This is a genomic window from Aurantimonas sp. 22II-16-19i (assembly GCF_002088275.1).
Taxonomy (GTDB): domain Bacteria; phylum Pseudomonadota; class Alphaproteobacteria; order Rhizobiales; family Rhizobiaceae; genus Jiella.
The window spans coordinates 524,441-543,165 of the sequence record NZ_AQQS01000001.1; the positions used below are offsets into that span (position 1 = coordinate 524,441).

The 18,725-nt window shown below is 67.4% G+C and carries 20 protein-coding genes and 1 tRNA gene; 4 read left to right on the forward strand and 17 right to left on the reverse strand.

What is annotated here, in order from left to right; all coding sequences use genetic code 11:
- Positions 1-64: 64 nt before the first annotated feature.
- From nuoI to ATO4_RS02480, 13 genes are all read right to left on the reverse strand, one after another.
- Positions 65-556 carry an NADH-quinone oxidoreductase subunit NuoI gene (nuoI, locus tag ATO4_RS02420; protein ID WP_083589765.1) on the reverse strand — a complete coding sequence of 164 codons (492 nt, stop codon included), beginning with the start codon at positions 554-556 and terminating at the stop codon, positions 65-67.
- Positions 557-580: 24 nt separating this feature from the next.
- Positions 581-793: a hypothetical protein gene (locus tag ATO4_RS02425; protein WP_083589766.1), complete on the reverse strand. Its 213-nt coding sequence runs from the start codon at positions 791-793 to the stop codon at positions 581-583.
- Positions 790-1,842: an NADH-quinone oxidoreductase subunit NuoH gene (nuoH, locus tag ATO4_RS02430; RefSeq protein WP_083589767.1), complete on the reverse strand. Its 1,053-nt coding sequence runs from the start codon at positions 1,840-1,842 to the stop codon at positions 790-792. Before nuoH ends, ATO4_RS02425 begins: the two co-directional genes overlap by 4 nt.
- A gap of 12 nt (positions 1,843-1,854) precedes the next feature.
- Positions 1,855-3,930, reverse strand: coding sequence for an NADH-quinone oxidoreductase subunit NuoG (gene nuoG, locus ATO4_RS02435; RefSeq protein WP_083589768.1), 2,076 nt, complete (start codon positions 3,928-3,930; stop codon positions 1,855-1,857).
- Positions 3,931-3,932: 2 nt separating this feature from the next.
- On the reverse strand, positions 3,933-4,184 hold the full coding sequence (locus ATO4_RS02440) for a hypothetical protein (RefSeq protein ID WP_083589769.1): 252 nt from the start codon (positions 4,182-4,184) through the stop codon (positions 3,933-3,935).
- Between the two features lie 11 nt (positions 4,185-4,195).
- Positions 4,196-5,500, reverse strand: coding sequence for an NADH-quinone oxidoreductase subunit NuoF (nuoF, locus tag ATO4_RS02445; RefSeq protein WP_083589770.1), 1,305 nt, complete (start codon positions 5,498-5,500; stop codon positions 4,196-4,198).
- Entirely contained in the window at positions 5,500-6,996 is a 1,497-nt protein-coding gene (gene nuoE / locus ATO4_RS02450; RefSeq protein ID WP_083589771.1) for an NADH-quinone oxidoreductase subunit NuoE, read from the reverse strand. The genes nuoF and nuoE overlap by 1 nt, the downstream gene beginning before the upstream one ends.
- A gap of 124 nt (positions 6,997-7,120) precedes the next feature.
- Positions 7,121-7,681, reverse strand: coding sequence for a Uma2 family endonuclease (locus ATO4_RS02455; RefSeq protein ID WP_245308516.1), 561 nt, complete (start codon positions 7,679-7,681; stop codon positions 7,121-7,123).
- 40 nt (positions 7,682-7,721) lie between these two features.
- Positions 7,722-8,912, reverse strand: a complete 1,191-nt coding sequence (locus ATO4_RS02460; protein WP_083589772.1) for an NADH-quinone oxidoreductase subunit D — start codon at positions 8,910-8,912, stop codon at positions 7,722-7,724.
- Complete coding sequence (locus ATO4_RS02465; RefSeq protein WP_083589773.1) at positions 8,905-9,342, reverse strand: GFA family protein; 438 nt, start codon at positions 9,340-9,342, stop codon at positions 8,905-8,907. The genes ATO4_RS02460 and ATO4_RS02465 overlap by 8 nt, the downstream gene beginning before the upstream one ends.
- Before the next feature lie 32 nt (positions 9,343-9,374).
- Positions 9,375-9,983 carry an NADH-quinone oxidoreductase subunit C gene (locus tag ATO4_RS02470; RefSeq protein ID WP_083589774.1) on the reverse strand — a complete coding sequence of 203 codons (609 nt, stop codon included), beginning with the start codon at positions 9,981-9,983 and terminating at the stop codon, positions 9,375-9,377.
- A gap of 12 nt (positions 9,984-9,995) precedes the next feature.
- Complete coding sequence (locus ATO4_RS02475) at positions 9,996-10,589, reverse strand: NADH-quinone oxidoreductase subunit B (protein WP_139802199.1); 594 nt, start codon at positions 10,587-10,589, stop codon at positions 9,996-9,998.
- Positions 10,580-10,945, reverse strand: coding sequence for an NADH-quinone oxidoreductase subunit A (locus tag ATO4_RS02480; RefSeq protein ID WP_083589775.1), 366 nt, complete (start codon positions 10,943-10,945; stop codon positions 10,580-10,582). The genes ATO4_RS02475 and ATO4_RS02480 overlap by 10 nt, the downstream gene beginning before the upstream one ends.
- 216 nt (positions 10,946-11,161) lie before the next feature.
- On the opposite strand from ATO4_RS02480, the gene ATO4_RS02485 reads away from it, so the two are divergent.
- Positions 11,162-11,569, forward strand: coding sequence for a hypothetical protein (locus tag ATO4_RS02485; RefSeq protein WP_083589776.1), 408 nt, complete (start codon positions 11,162-11,164; stop codon positions 11,567-11,569).
- A 232-nt stretch (positions 11,570-11,801) separates the two neighbouring features.
- Here the strand turns inward: ATO4_RS02485 and ATO4_RS02490 are convergent.
- The 4 genes from ATO4_RS02490 to ATO4_RS02505 all read right to left on the reverse strand — a co-directional run bounded on the left by ATO4_RS02490 (position 11,802) and on the right by ATO4_RS02505 (position 15,157).
- Positions 11,802-11,878 (reverse strand) — tRNA-Asp (locus tag ATO4_RS02490).
- Positions 11,879-12,501: 623 nt separating this feature from the next.
- Entirely contained in the window at positions 12,502-13,104 is a 603-nt protein-coding gene (locus tag ATO4_RS02495) for a class I SAM-dependent methyltransferase (RefSeq protein WP_083589777.1), read from the reverse strand.
- Positions 13,091-14,494 (reverse strand): ATP-binding protein, encoded by a 1,404-nt coding sequence (locus ATO4_RS02500; RefSeq protein WP_083589778.1) that lies wholly within the window; start codon positions 14,492-14,494, stop codon positions 13,091-13,093. Before ATO4_RS02500 ends, ATO4_RS02495 begins: the two co-directional genes overlap by 14 nt.
- Positions 14,495-14,497: 3 nt before the next feature.
- The gene (locus tag ATO4_RS02505; RefSeq protein WP_083589779.1) at positions 14,498-15,157 is read right to left on the reverse strand and encodes a response regulator transcription factor; all 660 of its coding nucleotides are present in this window, start codon (positions 15,155-15,157) and stop codon (positions 14,498-14,500) included.
- Between the two features lie 107 nt (positions 15,158-15,264).
- On the opposite strand from ATO4_RS02505, the gene dsbD reads away from it, so the two are divergent.
- From dsbD to ATO4_RS02520, 3 genes are read left to right on the forward strand one after another with little or no spacing between them, the layout of a single operon-like run.
- A complete protein-coding gene (gene dsbD, locus ATO4_RS02510) occupies positions 15,265-17,241 on the forward strand; it encodes a protein-disulfide reductase DsbD (protein ID WP_083589780.1) in 1,977 nt (658 codons plus the stop codon).
- Positions 17,238-18,035 (forward strand): TlpA disulfide reductase family protein, encoded by a 798-nt coding sequence (locus ATO4_RS02515; RefSeq protein WP_083589781.1) that lies wholly within the window; start codon positions 17,238-17,240, stop codon positions 18,033-18,035. Before dsbD ends, ATO4_RS02515 begins: the two co-directional genes overlap by 4 nt.
- A gap of 11 nt (positions 18,036-18,046) precedes the next feature.
- Positions 18,047-18,721 carry a L,D-transpeptidase gene (locus ATO4_RS02520; RefSeq protein ID WP_083589858.1) on the forward strand — a complete coding sequence of 225 codons (675 nt, stop codon included), beginning with the start codon at positions 18,047-18,049 and terminating at the stop codon, positions 18,719-18,721.
- Positions 18,722-18,725: the final 4 nt, after the last annotated feature.

Here is an 18,725-nt window from a genome sequence, read left to right on the forward strand (position 1 = left end):
CGCTTCGCTTCTGCGTTTGCGGGCGACTCGCGGCCCGGTCTTCACTCGATGCGACGCCGCTCGATTAGCGGTAGGGCGCGTCGAGCGCAATGTTGCGGGCCAGCTCGCGCTCCCAGCGATCGCCGTTGGCGAGCAGCTTGGCCTTGTCGTAGTAGAGTTCCTCGCGGGTCTCGGTCGCGAATTCGAAGTTCGGCCCCTCGACGATGGCGTCGACCGGGCAGGCCTCCTGGCAGAAGCCGCAATAGATGCACTTCACCATGTCGATGTCGTAACGGATCGTGCGGCGCGTGCCGTCGTTGCGGCGCGGGCCGGCCTCGATGGTAATCGCCTGGGCCGGGCAAATCGCCTCGCAGAGCTTGCAGGCGATGCAGCGCTCCTGACCGTTGGGGTAGCGACGCAACGCGTGCTCGCCCCGGAAGCGCGGCGACGCCGGCCCCTTCTCGAAGGGATAGTTCACCGTCGCCTTCGGCTTGAAGAAGTAGCGCATGGACAGAACGAAGGCCTTCGCGAACTCCACCAGGAAGAGCGAACGCACGGTCTGGGCAATCTGGGACATGGGCTCTGCCCTCCCCTTGTCGTCTCAGGGGGCGATGGTCTGGCCGACGAACCAGCCCATCACCGGAAAAAGAATGAGTTGCGAAACCCGGGCGACGTTCAGCGCCGTCTTCGCGCCGAGCCGTTCCGTCGGCCGCTCCCTCGCCATCCGCTCCATCACATAGCCGATGACGAAGAAGTCGAGGACGCCGACGGCAAGGCCGACGAGAGCACCGAGGAGACCCGGATCGAGGATCATGCCGGGCCGGCCCAGCCGGTCAGCTGCAGCACGAAGGCGACGATCACCACCATGCCCAGCGACAGCGGCAGGAAGACCTTCCAGCCGAGGCGCATCAGCTGGTCGTAGCGGTAGCGCGGCACGAAGGCCTTGACCATCGCGAACATGAAGAAGACCAGCGCGACCTTCGCCAGGAACCAGATGGCGCCCGGCACCCAGGTGAAGGGTGCGAAGTCGAAGGGCGGCAGCCAGCCCCCGAGGAACAGGATCGTCGTCAGGCAGCACATCAGGGTGATGGCCGCGTATTCGCCGAGCATGAACATCATGTACGGCGTCGAGCCGTACTCGACCATGAAGCCCGCGACCAGCTCGGATTCGGCCTCAGGCAGGTCGAAGGGCGGCCGGTTCGTCTCGGCGAGCGCCGAGATGAAGAAGATGATGAACATCGGGAACAGGCTGAGCCAGTGCCAGTCGAGGAACGAGTTCGGCAGGCCGACCATGGTGCCGAGACCGGCCGACTGGGCGATCACGATGTCGGTGAGGTTGAGCGACCCGACGCAGAGCAGGACGGTCACGATGACGAAGCCGATGGAGACCTCGTAGGAGACCATCTGCGCGGCAGACCGCAACGCGCCGAGGAAGGCGTATTTCGAATTCGACGCCCAGCCGCCCATGATGACGCCATAGACCTCCAGCGACGAGATCGCGAAGACGTAGAGGATGCCGATGTTGATGTCGGCGATCACCCAGCCATTGGCCACCGGCACCACGGCGAAGGTCGCCAGCGCCAGCGTCACCGCCACCAGCGGCGCGAGGAGGAAGACGAACTTGTCCGAGCTCGCCGGGATGACCGGTTCCTTCAGGACGAACTTCAACAGGTCGGCGAAGGACTGGAACAATCCCCACGGCCCGACGACGTTGGGGCCACGCCGCAGCTGCACGGCCGCCCAGATCTTGCGGTCGGCGAGCAGGATGTAGGCTATCAGCACGAGCAGGACGACCAGGAACAGGACGCTCTGGCCGAGGATGATCAGGCCCGGCCAGACATAGAGGGAGAAGAAGTCCGTCACGGTTGCCGGTCCTTATTCCGCTGCTTGGAGTTTTTCGCCGCTGGCGAGGCGCGAACATTCGGCCATCACCTTGGACGCCCGGGCGATCGGATTGGTGAGGTAGAAGTCGCCGAGCTTCGAGCCGAGCCGGGCGTCGCCGAGAGCAGCGGCCCGATCGGCCAGGGCCGAGATCGCATCGTGAGACGCCGGCACGATCCGGTCACTGCGCATTTCAGGATGCGACTGATACAGCGCCCGCTGCAGTGCGGCAAGCGAGTCGAAGGGCAGCGTACGACCGAGAACCGCCGAGAGCGCCCGAATGATCGCCCAGTCCTCGCGCGCGTCGCCCGGAGGGAACGCTGCCCGAGAGGTCATCTGCGCCCTGCCCTCCAGATTGACGAAGGTGCCATCCTTCTCGGTGTAGGCCGCGCCAGGCAGGATCACGTCGGCGCGGTGGGCGCCGCGATCGCCGTGGGTGCCGACATAGACGACGAAGGGCCCGGGGACGATTTCGGCCTCGTCGGCCCCGAGGTTGAACAGGAGGTCGACACCACCGGAGGCCATTTCGGCGAAGGTCCTGCCGCCCTCGCCCGGCGTGAAGCCGATGTCGAGGCCGCCGACCCGCGAGGCGGCGGTGTGGAGGACGTTGAAGCCGTTCCATCCGTCGGCGATGGCACCGATCTCGCGGGCGAGAGCCGCGGCAGCCGCGAGCACAGCCGAACCGTTCTCGCCGGAAATCGCGCCGGAGCCGACGATGATCATCGGCCGGGCGGCGTTCTTCAGCGCGTCGAAGAAGCCCTGGCTCGCCCGGGCGACATCCGAGAGCGTGTCGGTGCCGGCGCCGAGATAGGTGGTGTCGTAGCGCAGGTCGACATTGTCGCCGATGACGCCGATCGGGAAGCCGCCGAGCCGCCAGCGCTTGCGGATGCGGGCGTTGAGGACGGCCGCCTCGAAGCGCGGATTGGCGCCGATGATCAGGAGCGCGTCGGCATCCTCGATGCCGGCGATGGTGGTGTTGAAGAGATAGCTGCCGCGCCCGTTCGCAGGATCGAGCATGGCGCCGTCCTGGCGGCAGTCGATCGAGGTCGAGCCGAGGCCAGCCAACAGCTGCTTCAGCGCATACATCTCCTCGACGGCGGCGAGATCGCCGGCAACCGCGCCGATCTTCTCGGGCGCAGTCTGGTCGACCTTCGCCTTGATCGCGGCGAAGGCCTCCTGCCACGTCGCCGGCTGCAGCTTGCCGTTGCGGCGCACATAGGGGCGATCGAGGCGCTGGGTGCGCAGCCCGTCCCAGACGAAGCGGGTCTTGTCGGAGATCCACTCCTCGTTCACCGCCTCGTTGACCCGCGGCAGGATGCGCAGCACCTCGCGGCCGCGCGTGTCGACGCGGATCGCCGAACCGACCGCGTCCATGACGTCGATCGTCTGGGTCTTGGTCAGCTCCCACGGACGGGCCTGGAAGGCATAGGGGCGCGAGGTCAGGGCGCCGACCGGGCAGAGGTCGATGACGTTGCCCTGCAGCTCCGAGGTCATCGCCTGCTCGAGGAAGGTGGTGATCTCGGCATCTTCGCCGCGGCCGACCAGGCCGAGCTCGGAAATGCCGGCGACCTCGGTGGTGAAGCGGACGCAGCGCGTGCAGTGGATGCAGCGCGTCATGATCGTCTTGACCAGCGGGCCGATATACTTGTCCTCGACGGCGCGCTTGCTCTCCCGGTAGCGAGACGAGTCGACGCCATAGGCCATCGCCTGGTCCTGCAGGTCGCACTCGCCGCCCTGGTCGCAGATCGGGCAGTCGAGCGGATGGTTGATCAGCAGGAATTCCATCACGCCCTCGCGGGCCTTCTTGACCATCGGCGTGTTGGTGAAGACTTCCGGCAGCTGGCCCTCCGGCCCGGGCCGCAGATCGCGCACGCCCATGGCGCAGGAGGCGGCGGGCTTGGGCGGTCCGCCCTTCACCTCGATCAGGCACATCCGGCAGTTGCCGGCGATCGACAGCCGCTCGTGGAAACAGAACCGCGGAATCTCGGCGCCGGCCTCCTCGCACGCCTGCAAGAGCGTGTAGTGATCCGGAACCTCGATCTCGTTTCCGTCGACTTTCAGCTTCGTCATCGTCAGACTTTCTCTTCCAGACGGGAGACGCGCTCTTCCAGCGTCTTCAACCGCTCCGCCACCGTGTCGTGGCGGACGTTTGCATGCACGGCAGCGCCGGCGACCGTGTAGAGCGTCTCATGGACTTCTTCGAGCCGCTGGTCGACGCGGTCGAACCGCTCGCTGTGCTTGGAAAGCGTCGATTTGACCTCGCCAATATCAGCTCGGATCTCCCGCAGGAGCTGAAGCACCAGATTGTCCGGCTCGTCCGCCATTGCTCCCGCCCCTACTCCGCCGCCTCGAGCACCGGCCTGACCTGATGCGCGTTGTGCGAGTATTCGTCGATGCGGCGCTCGATCTCCGCGCGGAAATGCCGCACCAGCCCCTGGATCGGCCAAGCCGCCGCGTCGCCGAGGGCGCAGATCGTGTGGCCCTCGACCTGCTTGGTCACGTCGAGCAGCATGTCGATCTCGCGCTTCTGGGCGTGGCCGGTGGCCATGCGCTCCATGACACGCCACATCCACCCCGTTCCCTCGCGGCAGGGAGTGCACTGGCCGCAGCTCTCGTGCTTGTAGAAATAGGAGATGCGAGCGATCGCCTTCACGATGTCGGTGGACTTGTCCATGACGATGACGGCAGCCGTGCCGAGCGAGGTCTTGATCTCGCGCAGGCCGTCGAAGTCCATCGGCGCGTCGATGATGTCGGCGCCGGGCACCAGCGGCACCGAGGAGCCGCCGGGAATGACCGCAAGGAGATTGTCCCAGCCGCCGCGCACGCCGCCGCAGTGCTTCTCGATCAGTTCGCGGAACGGAATGCCCATCGCCTCTTCGACGGTGCAGGGCCGCTCGACATGGCCGGAGATGCAGAACAACTTGGTGCCGGTGTTGTTCTGGCGGCCGATGCCGGCGAACCAGGAGCCGCCGCGCCGAAGGATCGTCGGGGCGACGGCGATCGACTCGACGTTGTTGACCGTCGTCGGGCAGCCGTAGAGGCCGACATTCGCCGGGAACGGCGGCTTCAGCCGCGGCTGGCCCTTCTTGCCCTCGAGGCTTTCGAGCAGCGCGGTTTCCTCGCCGCAGATGTAGGCGCCGGCGCCGTGGTGGACGATGATGTCATAGTCCCAGCCGCACTTGTTGTCCTTGCCGAGATAGCCCTCTTCGTAGCACTCGTCGATCGCCCGCTGCAGCGCCTGGCGCTCGCGGACATATTCACCGCGCACATAGATGTAGCAGGTGTGCGCCAGCATCGAGAAACCGGCGATGATGCAGCCCTCGATCAGCGTGAACGGGTCGTTGCGCATGATCTCCCGGTCCTTGCAGGTCCCGGGTTCGGATTCGTCGGCATTGATGACGAGATAATGCGGCCTCTCGCCGACTTCCTTCGGCATGAACGACCATTTCAGGCCCGTCGGGAAGCCCGCGCCACCGCGCCCGCGCAGGCCCGAGGACTTCATCTCGTTGATGATCCAGTCGCGGCCCTTGCCGATGATGTCGGCGGTGCCGTCGAAATGGCCGCGCTTCAGCGCCGCATCGAGGCTCTTGTCGCGCAGGCCGTAGATGTTGGTGAAGATCCGGTCCTTGTCCTGGAGCATCACGCCTCTCCCTCACCCTTGCCCGAGCTTGCGCCCGACCCGGCCTGCAGATCCTTCGCCTGCTGGATCCACTCTTCGCGGACGGCCCGGCCCCGGAAGTTCAGATAGTCGTCGATCCAGATCAGCTCGGTCTCGCGCCACTCTGCGATCTGCCAGAAATGATAGATGCCGAGTTCGTTCAGCCTCGCCTCGATCACCGGCCCGATGCCGCGGATCTTCTGCAGCTCGTCCTTCTCGCCCCGGGGCGCCGAAAGGAGGTCGGCCGGCTTGTCGCCTGGCCGGCTATCGGGCTTGCCCGGCTCCGCGGCACTCTCGAAGTGATCGGCATGCGCCGGGCCGGGCGTGACGTCGGACGTCTCCGTCCGTCTGCCCTCGATCTCGGTAACACCAACCTGGTCGGTGTTGGCGCGGTCGTAATCCTTGCCTTCGGACAGATCCAGCGCCGCACCGGCGGTTCGATCGTCGGGCACGAGCCGCACGTCCGGCACGACCGCTTCGGTCGCCGCCGCTTCCTTGTGCCGCATCGTCCCGTCCGTGTTCGCCTCGGCGCCAGACGAGGCGTCGGCCGCTTGGCCCACCTCGGCGGCATCGCGCTCGGCCTCGCCGGTCCCGCCCTGACGGGTACCGCCGGTCTGCCCGGCCGCGGGAACGTGCGCTTCGGTCGTCAGCTCGTCGCCCTCGTCGCGCTCGCCGGCCGCGACGGTCTCGTTGCCCTGGGCCTTTCCGGGCGCAGCGATCGTCGGATCCGTCTCGGCGGCAGCCGTGTCGGGGCGGCCTGCGTCGGACGGCGGGGTCGAAGCCGCACCGGCACCCGCGCCCTGGGGCGCGGCACCATTGGCGGGGCCGTGGCCGGACTCCCGCCGCTGCGTCTCGATGATGTCGTCGTAGTCGCCGGTCAGCGTCGTCAGACCGCCGAGCGGCGCCGACAGATGCCGGCCGTTCTGCGGGCCGGGCCGAAGCTCGTCGCCGCGCCCTGCCTCGAACAGATCGATGATCGCCTCGAGCCGCTCCGGCGTCAGATCCTCATAGGTGTCCTGGAACACCATCACCATCGGCGCGTTGACGCAGGCACCGAGGCACTCGACCTCTTCCCAGGACAGCGTCCCCGCCTCGTTGCGATGGAACGGCTGGGCATGGATCTTCTTGCGGCAGACCGCCTTCAGATCCTCCGCGCCGCGCAGCATGCAGGGCGTGGTGCCGCAGACCTGCACATGCGCCCGGGTGCCGACCGGGTTCAGCTGGAACTGCGTATAGAAGGTCGCGACCTCCAGCACGCGGATCAGCGGCATCTCGAGCATGTCAGCGACGTGCTCGATGGCGGCCTTGGTCACCCAGCCGTCCTGATCCTGCGCCCGCATGAGCAGCGGGATGACCGCCGACTGCTGGCGGCCTTCGGGATATTTCCGGATCGTCGCTTCAGCCCAAGCGGCGTTCTCTTCGGTAAACGCGAAACCGGCGGGTTGGACGGTTTCTTCCGCGAGACGTCTGACAGACATCGGACCTCGATCTTAGAGCGATTCAACACGCGATGTTGCGGCGCGTTCTATCACAAGACGGACAAAAGGCCAGTGGCCGATGGCCGCGGTTCGGGATTGGCGCCCATGCCGCAAAAGCAGGGGTTCAGCCGGTGAAAAAAGCCTCGACGGACACCGAAATGCCGGGAGGCGAGAGGTCGATCGTCGCATCCCTCCCGATGATCCGGGTGGTGATCTCGTTCGGAACCGCAGAGCGATGCTGGTGGAGCACCCTCCCCTCGCCGGGGAACAGGATCAGGTAGTGCTGGACCGATTCCAGCGAGAAGTAGTCGAGCGTCTTCTTCAGATCCGGGCTCTGCCCGGAAGCGACCTCGACGATCACCACGGGGTTTTCCGCCACGATGCCGTTGGGGTCGTACGGGCCGCAATGGATCAGCGCATCCGGCTCGCGAAGTGTGGTCTCGTCGATCCGCACGCTGACGCCGTCGACGAAGGCTTGGCAATCGCTCTTCCCAGCCCTTTTCAAAGCGGCCTTGAGAGCGACGACCACGGCAAACTTCGTCTCTGCGTGGATGATCCTCTCGGACTGCATCCGCGCGAGCCTGCCGTCGACCAGTTCGTAGCGTTCCCCCTCCGGCAGGTTTTGCGACCAGACCAGAAAATCGTCCACGCTCATCGGGGCCGTCGGCAGGGCGTCGTTCTTCATGACCCTAGTCTAGCATTCCTGGGGGCCAAGGCCCACAAATTCAGCGATCGACCTCGCCGAAGACGATGTCGAGGGTGCCGAGGATCGCCGAGACGTCCGCCAGCATGTGCCCCTTGCACATCACGTCCATCGCCTGGAGATGGGCAAAGCCCGGCGCCTTGATCTTGCAGCGGTGCGGCTTGTTGGTGCCGTCGGAGACCAGGTAGACGCCGAACTCGCCCTTCGGCGCCTCGACCGCGGCATAGACTTCGCCTTCCGGCAGATGGAAGCCTTCGGTATAGAGCTTGAAGTGGTGGATGAGCGCTTCCATCGAGCGCTTCATCTGGCTGCGCTTCGGCGGCACGACCTTGCCCTCAAGCGAGGAGACCGGGCCGGTCCTCTCGCTGCCCGACAGCCGCTCGACGCACTGCTTCATGATCCGGACCGACTCGCGCATCTCGACCATGCGGATGAGATAGCGATCGTAGCAGTCGCCGTTCTTGCCGACCGGGATGTCGAATTCCATCTCGTCGTAGCACTCGTAGGGCTGCGACTTGCGCAGATCCCAGGCGGCGCCCGAACCGCGCACCATCACGCCGGAAAAGCCCATCGCCCAGGCGTCCTCCAGCGTCACGACGCCGATGTCGACGTTGCGCTGCTTGAAGATGCGGTTGCCGGTCAGAAGCTCCTCGAGATCGTCGCAGACCTTCAGGAACGGGTCGCACCAGTCGCCGATGTCGTCGACGAGCTGCGGCGGCAGGTCGACGTGGACACCACCCGGCCGGAAATAGGCCGCATGGAGCCGCGAGCCCGACGCGCGCTCATAGAACACCATCAGTTTCTCGCGCTCCTCGAAGCCCCAGAGCGGCGGCGTCAGCGCACCGACGTCCATGGCCTGCGTGGTGACGTTGAGGATGTGCGAGAGGAGGCGGCCGATCTCGCTGTAGAGAACGCGGATCAGCTGGCCGCGCTTGGGAACCTCCACTCCCGCCAGTCGCTCGATCGCGAGGCAGAAGGCATGTTCCTGGTTCATCGGCGCGACGTAGTCGAGACGATCGAAATAGGGGATCGCCTGGAGGTAGGTCTTGTGCTCGATCAGCTTCTCGGTGCCGCGATGCAGGAGGCCGATGTGGGGATCGACGCGCTCGACGATCTCGCCGTCGAGTTCGAGCACGAGCCGCAGGACACCGTGCGCCGCCGGATGCTGGGGGCCGAAATTGATGTTGAAGTTGCGGACGTCGATCTCAGCCATTCGGCTTGTCCTCTTCGGAAGCGAACTGGGCGAGGAACTCGGCCCCTGTCATCGTCTGCGTCTCGTTGGCGAGAGCGTACCAGCCGGGCTTGGAATCGACGAAGATCTGCTTGGTCAGCACCGCCTCGGTCAGGTCATCGAAGGCCATGGCGGAGATGGCGTAATGCGCCGCGTCCTTGGAGCGCCAGAACAGCGCCGACCCGCACCGGGTGCAGAAGCCGCGCTCGCCCCAGCCGGAGGATTCGTAGATGCCGAGCAGATCGGTTCCGGCGACGACGACCTCCGATCCCGCCTCGACTGCCATGAACGGACCGCCAGCCCAGCGCCGGCATGTGTCGCAATGGCAGACGCCCACCTCCTGGGATTCCAGATCCGCATCGATGCGAATACCGCCGCAAAGGCATTTGGCCTGAAGTCGTTTCGTCGCCATGAGGCGCTCCTCCGGTTACTGGCGCTTGCCGATCACTGGCGCTTGGCCTTCTCGTCGCCGGGAAGCACGTAATCCGTTCCCTCCCACGGCGAGAGGAAGTCGAAGTTGCGGAATTCCTGGCGCAGCTCGACGGGCTCGTAGACCACCTGCTTCTTCACCTCGTCGTAATGCACCTCGACGAAGCCGGTCAGCGGGAAGTCCTTGCGCATCGGATGCCCCTCGAAGCCGTAGTCCGTGAGGATGCGGCGAAGGTCGGGGTGGCCGGTGAAGAGGATGCCGTAGAAATCGTAGGCTTCGCGCTCGTACCAGTCGGCGGCGGGAAAAACGTCGGTGACCGAGGGGACGGGATCGTCCTCGGCGGTGCGGACCTTGACCCGGACGCGCTGGTTCTGGCGCGGCGACAGAAGGTGATAGACCACCTCGAAGCGCTTCTCGCGGGCCGGATAGTCGACCCCGCACAGGTCGGTCAGGTTGATGAACTGCGTCTGCGGATCGTCGCGCAGGACGGTGAGGACCTTGACGATGTCCTCCGGCGCGACGACGAGCGTCAGTTCGCCGAAGCGGACCTCGCTCGTATCGATGCGCTCGCCCAGCGTCTCGACCAGATAGTCGGCCATGTCCTTGGTGGCGAATTCACGCATGACGCGGAGCCCTCAGCGTTCGATGGTGCCGGTGCGGCGGATTTTCTTCTGCAGCAGCAGAACGCCGTAGAGCAAGGCTTCGGCGCTCGGCGGGCAGCCGGGCACGTAGATGTCCACCGGCACGACGCGGTCGCAGCCGCGCACCACCGAGTAGGAGTAATGGTAGTAGCCGCCGCCATTGGCGCAGGAGCCCATGGAGATGACGTAGCGCGGCTCCGGCATCTGGTCGTAGACCTTGCGCAGCGCCGGCGCCATCTTGTTGGTCAGCGTGCCGGCGACGATCATCACGTCGGACTGGCGCGGCGAGGCGCGCGGCGCGAAGCCGAACCGCTCGGCGTCGTAGCGCGGCATCGACATCTGCATCATCTCGACGGCGCAGCAGGCGAGCCCGAAGGTCATCCACATGAGCGAGCCCGTGCGCGCCCACTGGATCAGCTCGTCCGTGGAGGTGACGAGGAAGCCCTTGTCGGCAAGCTCGTCGTTGATCTCGGTGACGAAGGGGTCGCGGGCCGGCGCGGAAGGGCGCGCGGCCGGATCGATGAGGGAACCCGTTCCCGTCTCAGGGGAGCGGGGAGCAAAAGGCTTCTCGCCGATGATCAATCCCATTCCAGTGCGCCTTTCTTCCATTCGTAGATGAAGCCGACCGTCAGGACGCCCAGAAACACCATCATCGACCAGAAGCCGAACCAGCCGAGGGTGCCGAAGCTCGCCGCCCAGGGAAACAGGAACGCGACCTCCAGATCGAAGATGATGAAGAGGATGGAGACCAGATAGAAGCGGACGTCGAACTTCATGCGGGAGTCGTCGAACGCGTCGAAGCCGCATTCGTAGGCCGACAGCTTCTCGTCGTCCGGCGCCTTGAAGGCGACGAGGAACGGCGAAACGAGGAGCGCGAGGCCGATGATCAGCGCGACACCCACGAAGATCACGATCGGCAGATAGGATGCGAGGAGTTCGCTCATCGGACCATTTCATCCAGCGTGACGGTCAGGCAGCGGATCGTCTCCGCGCCGCACGGCTCGGCGGCAATCGGGCGAGCCGTATGCCGCATCGCGGCGAGGGTTATCCGCTTCTTGGAATCTGTGCAAGGCGTTCTCCGGCACAAGGGCCTGAGGCAAGCGAATTTGCCTAGCCGGATGCGATAAAATAGCGTTGATTCAGGGACTTGAGACATAGTGATGCGGCATGCCTTGCCGGCAGCGGCGCATCGCCGCAAGGTGGACGCGATCACGGTGAGAAGTCCCGGCGGGACGATCGAGGGAGAAGGCTTCATGACGGATTCGGCGAAGACGGGCTGGCTGCCGATGGCGAGTGCCAGGCGAGACGGCGAGCGCATCCTGGTGACGGTGCGCGGCGGCGAACAGGGGCCGGCCGAGGTCGACACGGTACGCTTCCAGGCGATCCGGGGATCGCGCGAGCGTTGCTGGGTGGCGACGGACATGGGGCCGGACGGGCTCGTGGCCTATGAAGAGGACGAACTGGTGGCCTGGATGCCATGGCCGCAGCCGACCGGACAGACCGGAAGCGCCGACTTCCCCGCCCCTGCGGACGAGGCCGACTTCGAGGACGCTGGGTCCGGCATCTGAGGGACCTGAGACCCACGACGCGGCGTCGCCCGATTCCGGAGACGCCGCCGGAGCGCAGCAAAGGTCCTGATCAGGATTGCGGCGTGTGGGCGATCCGGCAGACCGGCGCATCCCCGTCGCGCCATTGCACTGCATCCGACGAGGTACCGCCAGGAACCGGCGCCCTCACCGGGCCCGTGCGACCCGAAGGATCCAGGACCGCAGTCCGGCATCCGGCATAGAGAAGAGAAAATGGCGCGAGTGACGGGGCTCGAACCCGCGACCTCCGGCGTGACAGGCCGGCACTCTAACCGACTGAGCTACACCCGCGCTTCGCCGCTTGCGGCGGCTTGTGAGGCGGTCGTTTACGGAGAAGCTGGGGGTCTGTCAAGCGCCAGTGTCGATGCGAAGCGAAGGGAATGTCGCAGCTGACACGAAACCATCATCAAGCCGCCCGGAATGCCTGAAAAGACGCGCTTCCAGCGGATCTGGACGGAAGCGGCGGTCGGCCTGACGAGGCGGGCAGTCGGACGAATCGCCGAATCGCGCGCGCCTCCAGCCGCGATAGGCCGGCCTTGCGAAGGACGGCGGTGGAATCGGCGAGGATCTCTCGACCGAATTCTCCGGCGCGCATTTCAAATCGCGTTCCCGACCATGCGCGATCCACGCCGCGGCTGTGCACGTGGCCGTCTTTTCCCGTCTGCTCCCTTCAGAGACGCAGAGCCGGATTCGGCTGTCGGGCAGTTCCGCCCTCGCCGCGGCATGGCGAAGACATCCTTCGCCCGTCACCTCGTCCTTCCGCGGTAGCGGGCTGATGCCCCGGGCCAGCTGGACCGCCCTGCCGCTCGCCGCCCCCGGCACGCTGGTCTTCCTGCCGGCCATGCCGGTCGGCATGACGGTCGTCACCATCCTGAAGCAGCGCCGGACCGCCCTCGCCCGAGCGGCCCGAAGCCTCATTCGCCGGGGCGGCGTGCCACGAGATCGATCAGCGCCGAGCGGCCGCCATGGCCACTGCCCTCGTGGATCTCCGAATCATGCTCTTCGAGATGCAGAATCTCGAAGCCGGCGAAGGCCTTCTCCAGCATCGGGCGCGTGTACATGTTCTCGCGCTGCGGCGGCCCGCCGGTGCCGTAGTCGACCTGCTCCGGCCGGTAGCCCTCAAGGATCAGAAGTCCGCCGGGCTGCAGCGCCGCCTTCATCCGATCGAACAGGAGATCGCGCAGGGCCGGATCGGCGAACTGGATGAAGATCGCGACGACGACGTCGAATTCGGCCTCTGGCCACGCCCAGCCGGCGACGTCCGCCAGCTTCGCATCCAGCGTCACCCCGCGCTCGGCCGCAAGCTTCCGAGCCTTGGCGATGCCGCGCTTTGAAGCGTCGATCGACGTCACGGCGAGCCCGCGTTCGGCGAGGAAGACGCCGTTGCGCCCCTCGCCATCCGCCACCGCCAGCGCCCTTTCCCCCCTTTTCAGCCGATGCGCCTGGCTTTTCAGGAAGGCGTTCGGCTCGGTTCCGAACAGATAGTCCTCTCCGGCGTAGCGCTCATCCCACCGCATCGTCACGTTCCTTCCCGGTTGAACCCTCGTCGGGCCGTAAAGAGGCACGTCCTCCCGAAAGCCCGACCAGCTGCAATTCCGCCCGCAAGCCCGCCGGCTTGCTGCATGCGAGGATCAGCCGTCCGCCGAGCTTTTCGGCGCAGATCTCGACGATGGCAAGGCCGAGGCCGCTGCCGATCGGCGTCCGGTTGCTGCCGCGGAAGAAGCGATTCGTCGCGCGCTCGATCTCCTCGTCCGGCATGCCGGGGCCTTCGTCCTCGACGGCAATGGCTCTCCCCGTCCACGACAGGCGCACCGTTCCGTCCGACGGCGAATGATTGACCGCGTTCTCGACGAGATTGCGCAAAGCCAGCGCAAGCAGCGTTCCGTTGGCCTCGATCGCGATTCCGTCGAGCGACGGATCGAGGCGAAGCGTGCCGCCCTTGGCCGCCAGCCGTGCCTCCTGGCCGGCAACCGCCTCCCGCGCCACCTCGGACAGGCGCAGCGGCTCGACGTGTGCAGCCGGCACCGCCTCGGCTTCCGCCATGGCGAGGAGTTGGCGCACCAGCCGCGCCGTCCGCTCCACCGCCGTGACGATCTGGTTCAGGGCGAGGGTCCGCGTCTCGGGACGATCGGCCTTCAGCGCGATCTCGGCCTGGGTCTTCAGGCCGCTCAAGGGCGTGCGCAGTTCGTGGGCGGCATAGGAGAGAAACTGGCGCTCGCGCTCGCGGGCCTCGGCCACCCGTCCGAAGAGGCCGTTCAGCGCCGTGACGACGGGGCGGATCTCCGACGCCGTCTCGGTCTGCGGCAAGGCGTGGAGGTCTTCGGCGGCCCGATGCTCGAGGCCGGTCGCCAGCTGCGACAGCGGCCTCAGGCCACGCCCGACGCCGAACCACAGGATCACCGCCAGCGCCGGCATGACCAGCGCCATCGGCAAGGCGAGGCCCTTCACCATGTCGCGCACCAGTCGCGCCCGGATGTCGAGATTGTCGCCGACGAGCACCTGGACGCCGCGTGCCTCGTCACGGATGGCGTAGACCCGCCACATCTCGCCGTCGATGCTGCGTTCGGCAAAGCCGTCCGGCTGGTCGGAGAGGCGCTCGGCGGGGGCACCGTCGGACTTGCCGATCAACGTGCCGGTCAGCGACCAGATCTGGCAGGACAGCTGGCGTTCATAGGGGCTGTGCCGGCGGTCCGGCATGACCTCCGGATCGAGCGAGGCGACGGTGGTGTCGATTTCCTGGCTCTCGATCAGCGAGGCGACCATCCGCGCCGCCTCCATCAGCCGGGCGTCGAGCACGTGCTCCACCTCGGCACGGGTGCTCAGATAGACCCAGGCGGTCGCCGACAGCCAGACGAGGCCGGTGGCGGCGATCAGGATGAGGAACAGCCGGGCGCGCATCGATCGCATGGCTCAGCCCTCCCGCAGCCGGTAGCCGACGCCGCGCACCGTCTCGATGAAGCGGCTCCCGAACTTCGCCCGCAGATGATGGACATGCACCTCCACCGCGTTGCTCTCGACGCCCTCCTGGAACCCATAGAGCCGCTCTTCGAGCTGGGCCCGCGACAGGATCGCGCCCGGATGCTCCATCAGGGCGTGGAGGATGGTGAACTCCCGGCGCGACAGGCCCACCGCCCGATCGGCCACCACCGCCTCCATGCGGGCGGGATCGAGGGTCACCCCGGCGAACTCCAGATGCGCCGTCAGCCGCCCGGCGCCGCGCCGCACCAGCGCCCTGAGCCGCGCCGCCAGTTCGTCGAGGTCGAAGGGCTTGCCGAGATGATCGTCGGCGCCGCCGTCGAGGCCCTGGATCCGGTCGGCGACGCTGTCGAGCGCCGTCAGCATCAGGACGGGCGTCGCGTCGCCGCGCCGGCGCATGATGCGCAGGAGATCATGGCCGCTGCCGTCGGGCAGCATGACATCCAGGGCCAGGGCCGAGAAGCCGCCGGCGAGCAGCGCCGCGTCGGCTTCGGCGACCGAAACGGCAAGGTCCGGCGTGAAGCCGTTCATCGCCAGCCCCACCTTCAGCCCGTCGCCCAGGATCTCGTCGTCTTCGACGATCAGGATGCGCATTCGTCCGCCTCACATCTTCGTTCCCGCTTCGCCTCGCCCGCCCGGCTTAAGCCTGCCTTAAGCTCATAAGGCGATCCGGCGGCTCGACGACACGTCAGGGGGCCGAAATGTCGCTTTTCAGGCGAACTCTCATCGCAATGGTGCTGATGGCGCTGCCGCAGGCGGCGATGGCCGAGCCCGGCCAGCCGCTGGACGTCGACGACGCTTTCGCGTTGTCCGCCCATGCGACGTCCTCCGGCGATCTCACGCTGAACTGGCGGATCGCCGACGGCTATTATCTCTACCGCGACCGGATCACGCTCGAAGCCGCCGATGGCCGGTCCGTTCCGATCGGGACGCCGGAGGGAGAGGCGAAGGACGATCCGTATTTCGGCCGTCTCGAAGTCTATCATCAGGCGGCGACGGCGACCGTCTCCGCAGAGACGCTCCGGGCCCTGCCGAAGGGCGAGACGCTGTCGCTCACCTATCAGGGCTGCCAGGACGGCGGCATCTGCTACCGGCCGAGCATCCGCGACGTCGATCCGGCGGACCTTGCCGCGTTCGGCGCGCCTCCGGCAGAGGGCGGAGCGGCGGCGGCCCTCGGCCGTCTGGCAGAGGCGTCCCGCCCATCCGATCGGTCCAGCCCATGGGCGCAGGCCCCGTCGGCGAACGCGAGCGGCGGATCCGCAGCATCGTCGCCGATCCCCGGCGCCGCCTCCGATCCTGCCGCCACCGGCGATCTGCGCACCGTCAGCAATCTGCCGGCCCCATCCCAGCCGGAACCTTCGGATTCGGCCGGCGTCACCCTCGCATCCTCCACCAACCTCGTCGACGGGCTGCTCGGCGAGGGTGGCAGTCTCTGGGCGGTCGGGGTCTTCTTCGCGCTCGGGCTCGGCCTCGCCTTCACGCCATGCGTGCTGCCGATGTATCCGATCCTCGCGGGCCAGCTCACCCGCAGCGGCGAGCGGCCCTCCATGGCCCGCGGCTTCGTCCTGTCGGCGACCTATGTTCTCGCCATGGCCGCCGCCTTCGCCATCGTCGGCGTCGCCGCCGCCTGGTCGGGGCAGAACCTGCAGATGGCGCTGCAGTCGGAGGCGGCGATCCTCCTCGTCTCCGCGCTGTTCGTCGGTCTGGCCCTGTCGATGTTCGGCCTGTTCGAACTGCGCCTGCCCGCCGCCTGGACGAACGCGGTGGCCGGCCTGCCGGCGCCCCGCCGCGGCAGCCTTGCCGCCAGCGCCGGGCTCGGCTTCACCTCGGCGCTGATCGTCGGCCCCTGCATGACCGCGCCGCTCGCCGGCGGCCTCCTCTACATCGCCCGGACCGGCGACCTCGGCCTCGGCGCCGGGGCGCTGTTCGCCCTCGGTCTCGGCCAGGGCGTGCCGCTGATCGTCTTCGGCACGCTCGGGGCGCGAGCCCTGCCCAAGCCGGGCGCCTGGATGACCCGAGTCACGCAGGGCTTCGGCTTCGTCTTTCTGGCGCTCGCCCTGTGGATGGCCTCCCGCATCCTGCCCGATGCCGCGACGCTGTTCCTCTGGTCGGCGCTGCTGATCGGGGTCGGCGTCTTCATCGGCGCGCTCGACTCGCTGTCGCCCGACAGCGGCCCGCGTCGCCGGCTGGCAAAGGCCACCGGCCTCCTCGCCATCCTCTACGGCGCGATCCTGGCGGTGGGAGCGGCCGCGGGCGGCAGCGACCCGCTGCGCCCGCTGGCGCAGATCGCCTCGGCCAAGGTCGCTCTCGAGGCTTCGCCGCAGTTTCGCCCGGTGGCGAGCGCCGCCGAGGTCGCGAACCGCCTGAAGGACACCGATCGCCCGTCGCTGATCTACGTCACCGCCGACTGGTGCGTTTCCTGCGACGTCATCAAGCGCGACGTCTTTCCCGATCCCGATGTCCGGGCGCGCATGGCCGGAATGCAGCTTCTGGAAGTCGACGTCACCGATGCCGACCAGGGCCGCGATGGCCTGATGCGCGAGCTCGGCGTCGCTGGTCCGCCGACCATGCTGTTCGTCGACCGGAACGGCCGGGAAGCGCCCGGCTCACGGCTGATCGGCGATGTGTCACCGCGGCAGTTCACCCAATCCGCCGATCGCGCCGGAGGCTCATCATGACCGCCCTCACCCTCGGCCCGCTGGTCTTTGCCGGCGAGCGCCTCGCCGCGGTGATCGCCATCGTCGTCTTCCTGGCAATCTCGGCGATCCTCTCGGCCCGGCTCGACGCGCGGATCGGCGGCTGGTCGATGGCGGCGCTCGTCGTCGGCGTCGTCGCGGCGCGGATCGGCCATGTCCTTCTGCATCTGCCGGGCTTTGCCGCCGATCCCTGGCGCATTCCGATGATCTGGCAGGGCGGCTTCTCGCTCCCCGCAGGTCTCCTCGCGGTGGTGGTCTACAGCTTCTTCCGGCTACGCGAGACGCACACCCGCATCGGCTCCCTCGCCGCACTCGCCGCGGCACTGATCGTCTGGAACGTCACCTTCCAGCTGGTCGCGACGACGACGGCCATCGCCGCCCCGCCCGCGACGATGACGACGCTCCAAGGGTCCGAGGTTCAGCTCGCCGACTTCGAGGGACGCCCGGTCGTCGTCAATCTCTGGGCGACCTGGTGCCCGCCCTGCCGGCGCGAGATGCCGACGCTGATGCAGACGGCGAAGGAGCGCACCGACATCGCCTTCGTCCTCGCCAATCAAGGCGAAGGTGCCGGCGCCATCACCCGTTTCCTCGGCACCGCCGGCCTTGCGGCCGACCACGTGGCGCTCGACCAGGAGATGGCGCTGGCCCGCCACTACGGCGTCCAGGGCTTCCCGGTCACCCTGTTCCTCGATCGACGGGGCATTCTCCAGAACATGCATTTCGGCGAGATCTCCCCCGAGGCGCTGAATGCCGCGATCGATGCCCTTCAAGAATGAAAGCCAATGAGATGTCCCACACCCGCGTCCCGACGGTCGCTGCCCTTTCCGTCATGGCCCTCGCGCTCGCCGGCTGCTCGACGGTCGCAGGCCATGGCCGCACCGCGCTCGGCTACGTGACGCCCGGCCCGCTCGATGCGCGCTACGCCGGCTTCGAGGAGGACGGGCACAGGGTGCCGGCGATCCCGGACCGATATCTCGGCAAGGACATGACCCGCCGGGAAGTCGCCTATTTCGGCCCCGAGGCGCCGGGCACCATCATCGTCGAGCCTTTGTCGCATGCGCTCTATCTCGTCCTTGAGGGCGGCAAGGCGATGCGCTACCGCGTCGGCGTCGGCAAGGCGGGCTTCGCCTTCACCGGCCGGGCGACGGTGGCCCGCAAGGCCGACTGGCCCGGCTGGACGCCGACCGCCAACATGCTGCGACGCGAGCCGGAGCGGTTCGGCCCCTATGCCGGCGGCCTTGCGGGCGGCGTCGGCAACCCGCTCGGCGCCCGCGCCCTCTACCTCTACCGGGGCGGCCGCGACACCTATTACCGCATCCACGGCACCAACGACCCGTCCTCCATCGGCAACTCCGTCTCGTCGGGCTGCATCCGCATGTTCAACCAGGACGTCGTCGACCTCGAGCGCCGGGTCGCGCCGGGGGCGCAGGTCGTCGTCAGGGCTGCGGGCGCATCGGCCTGACCGC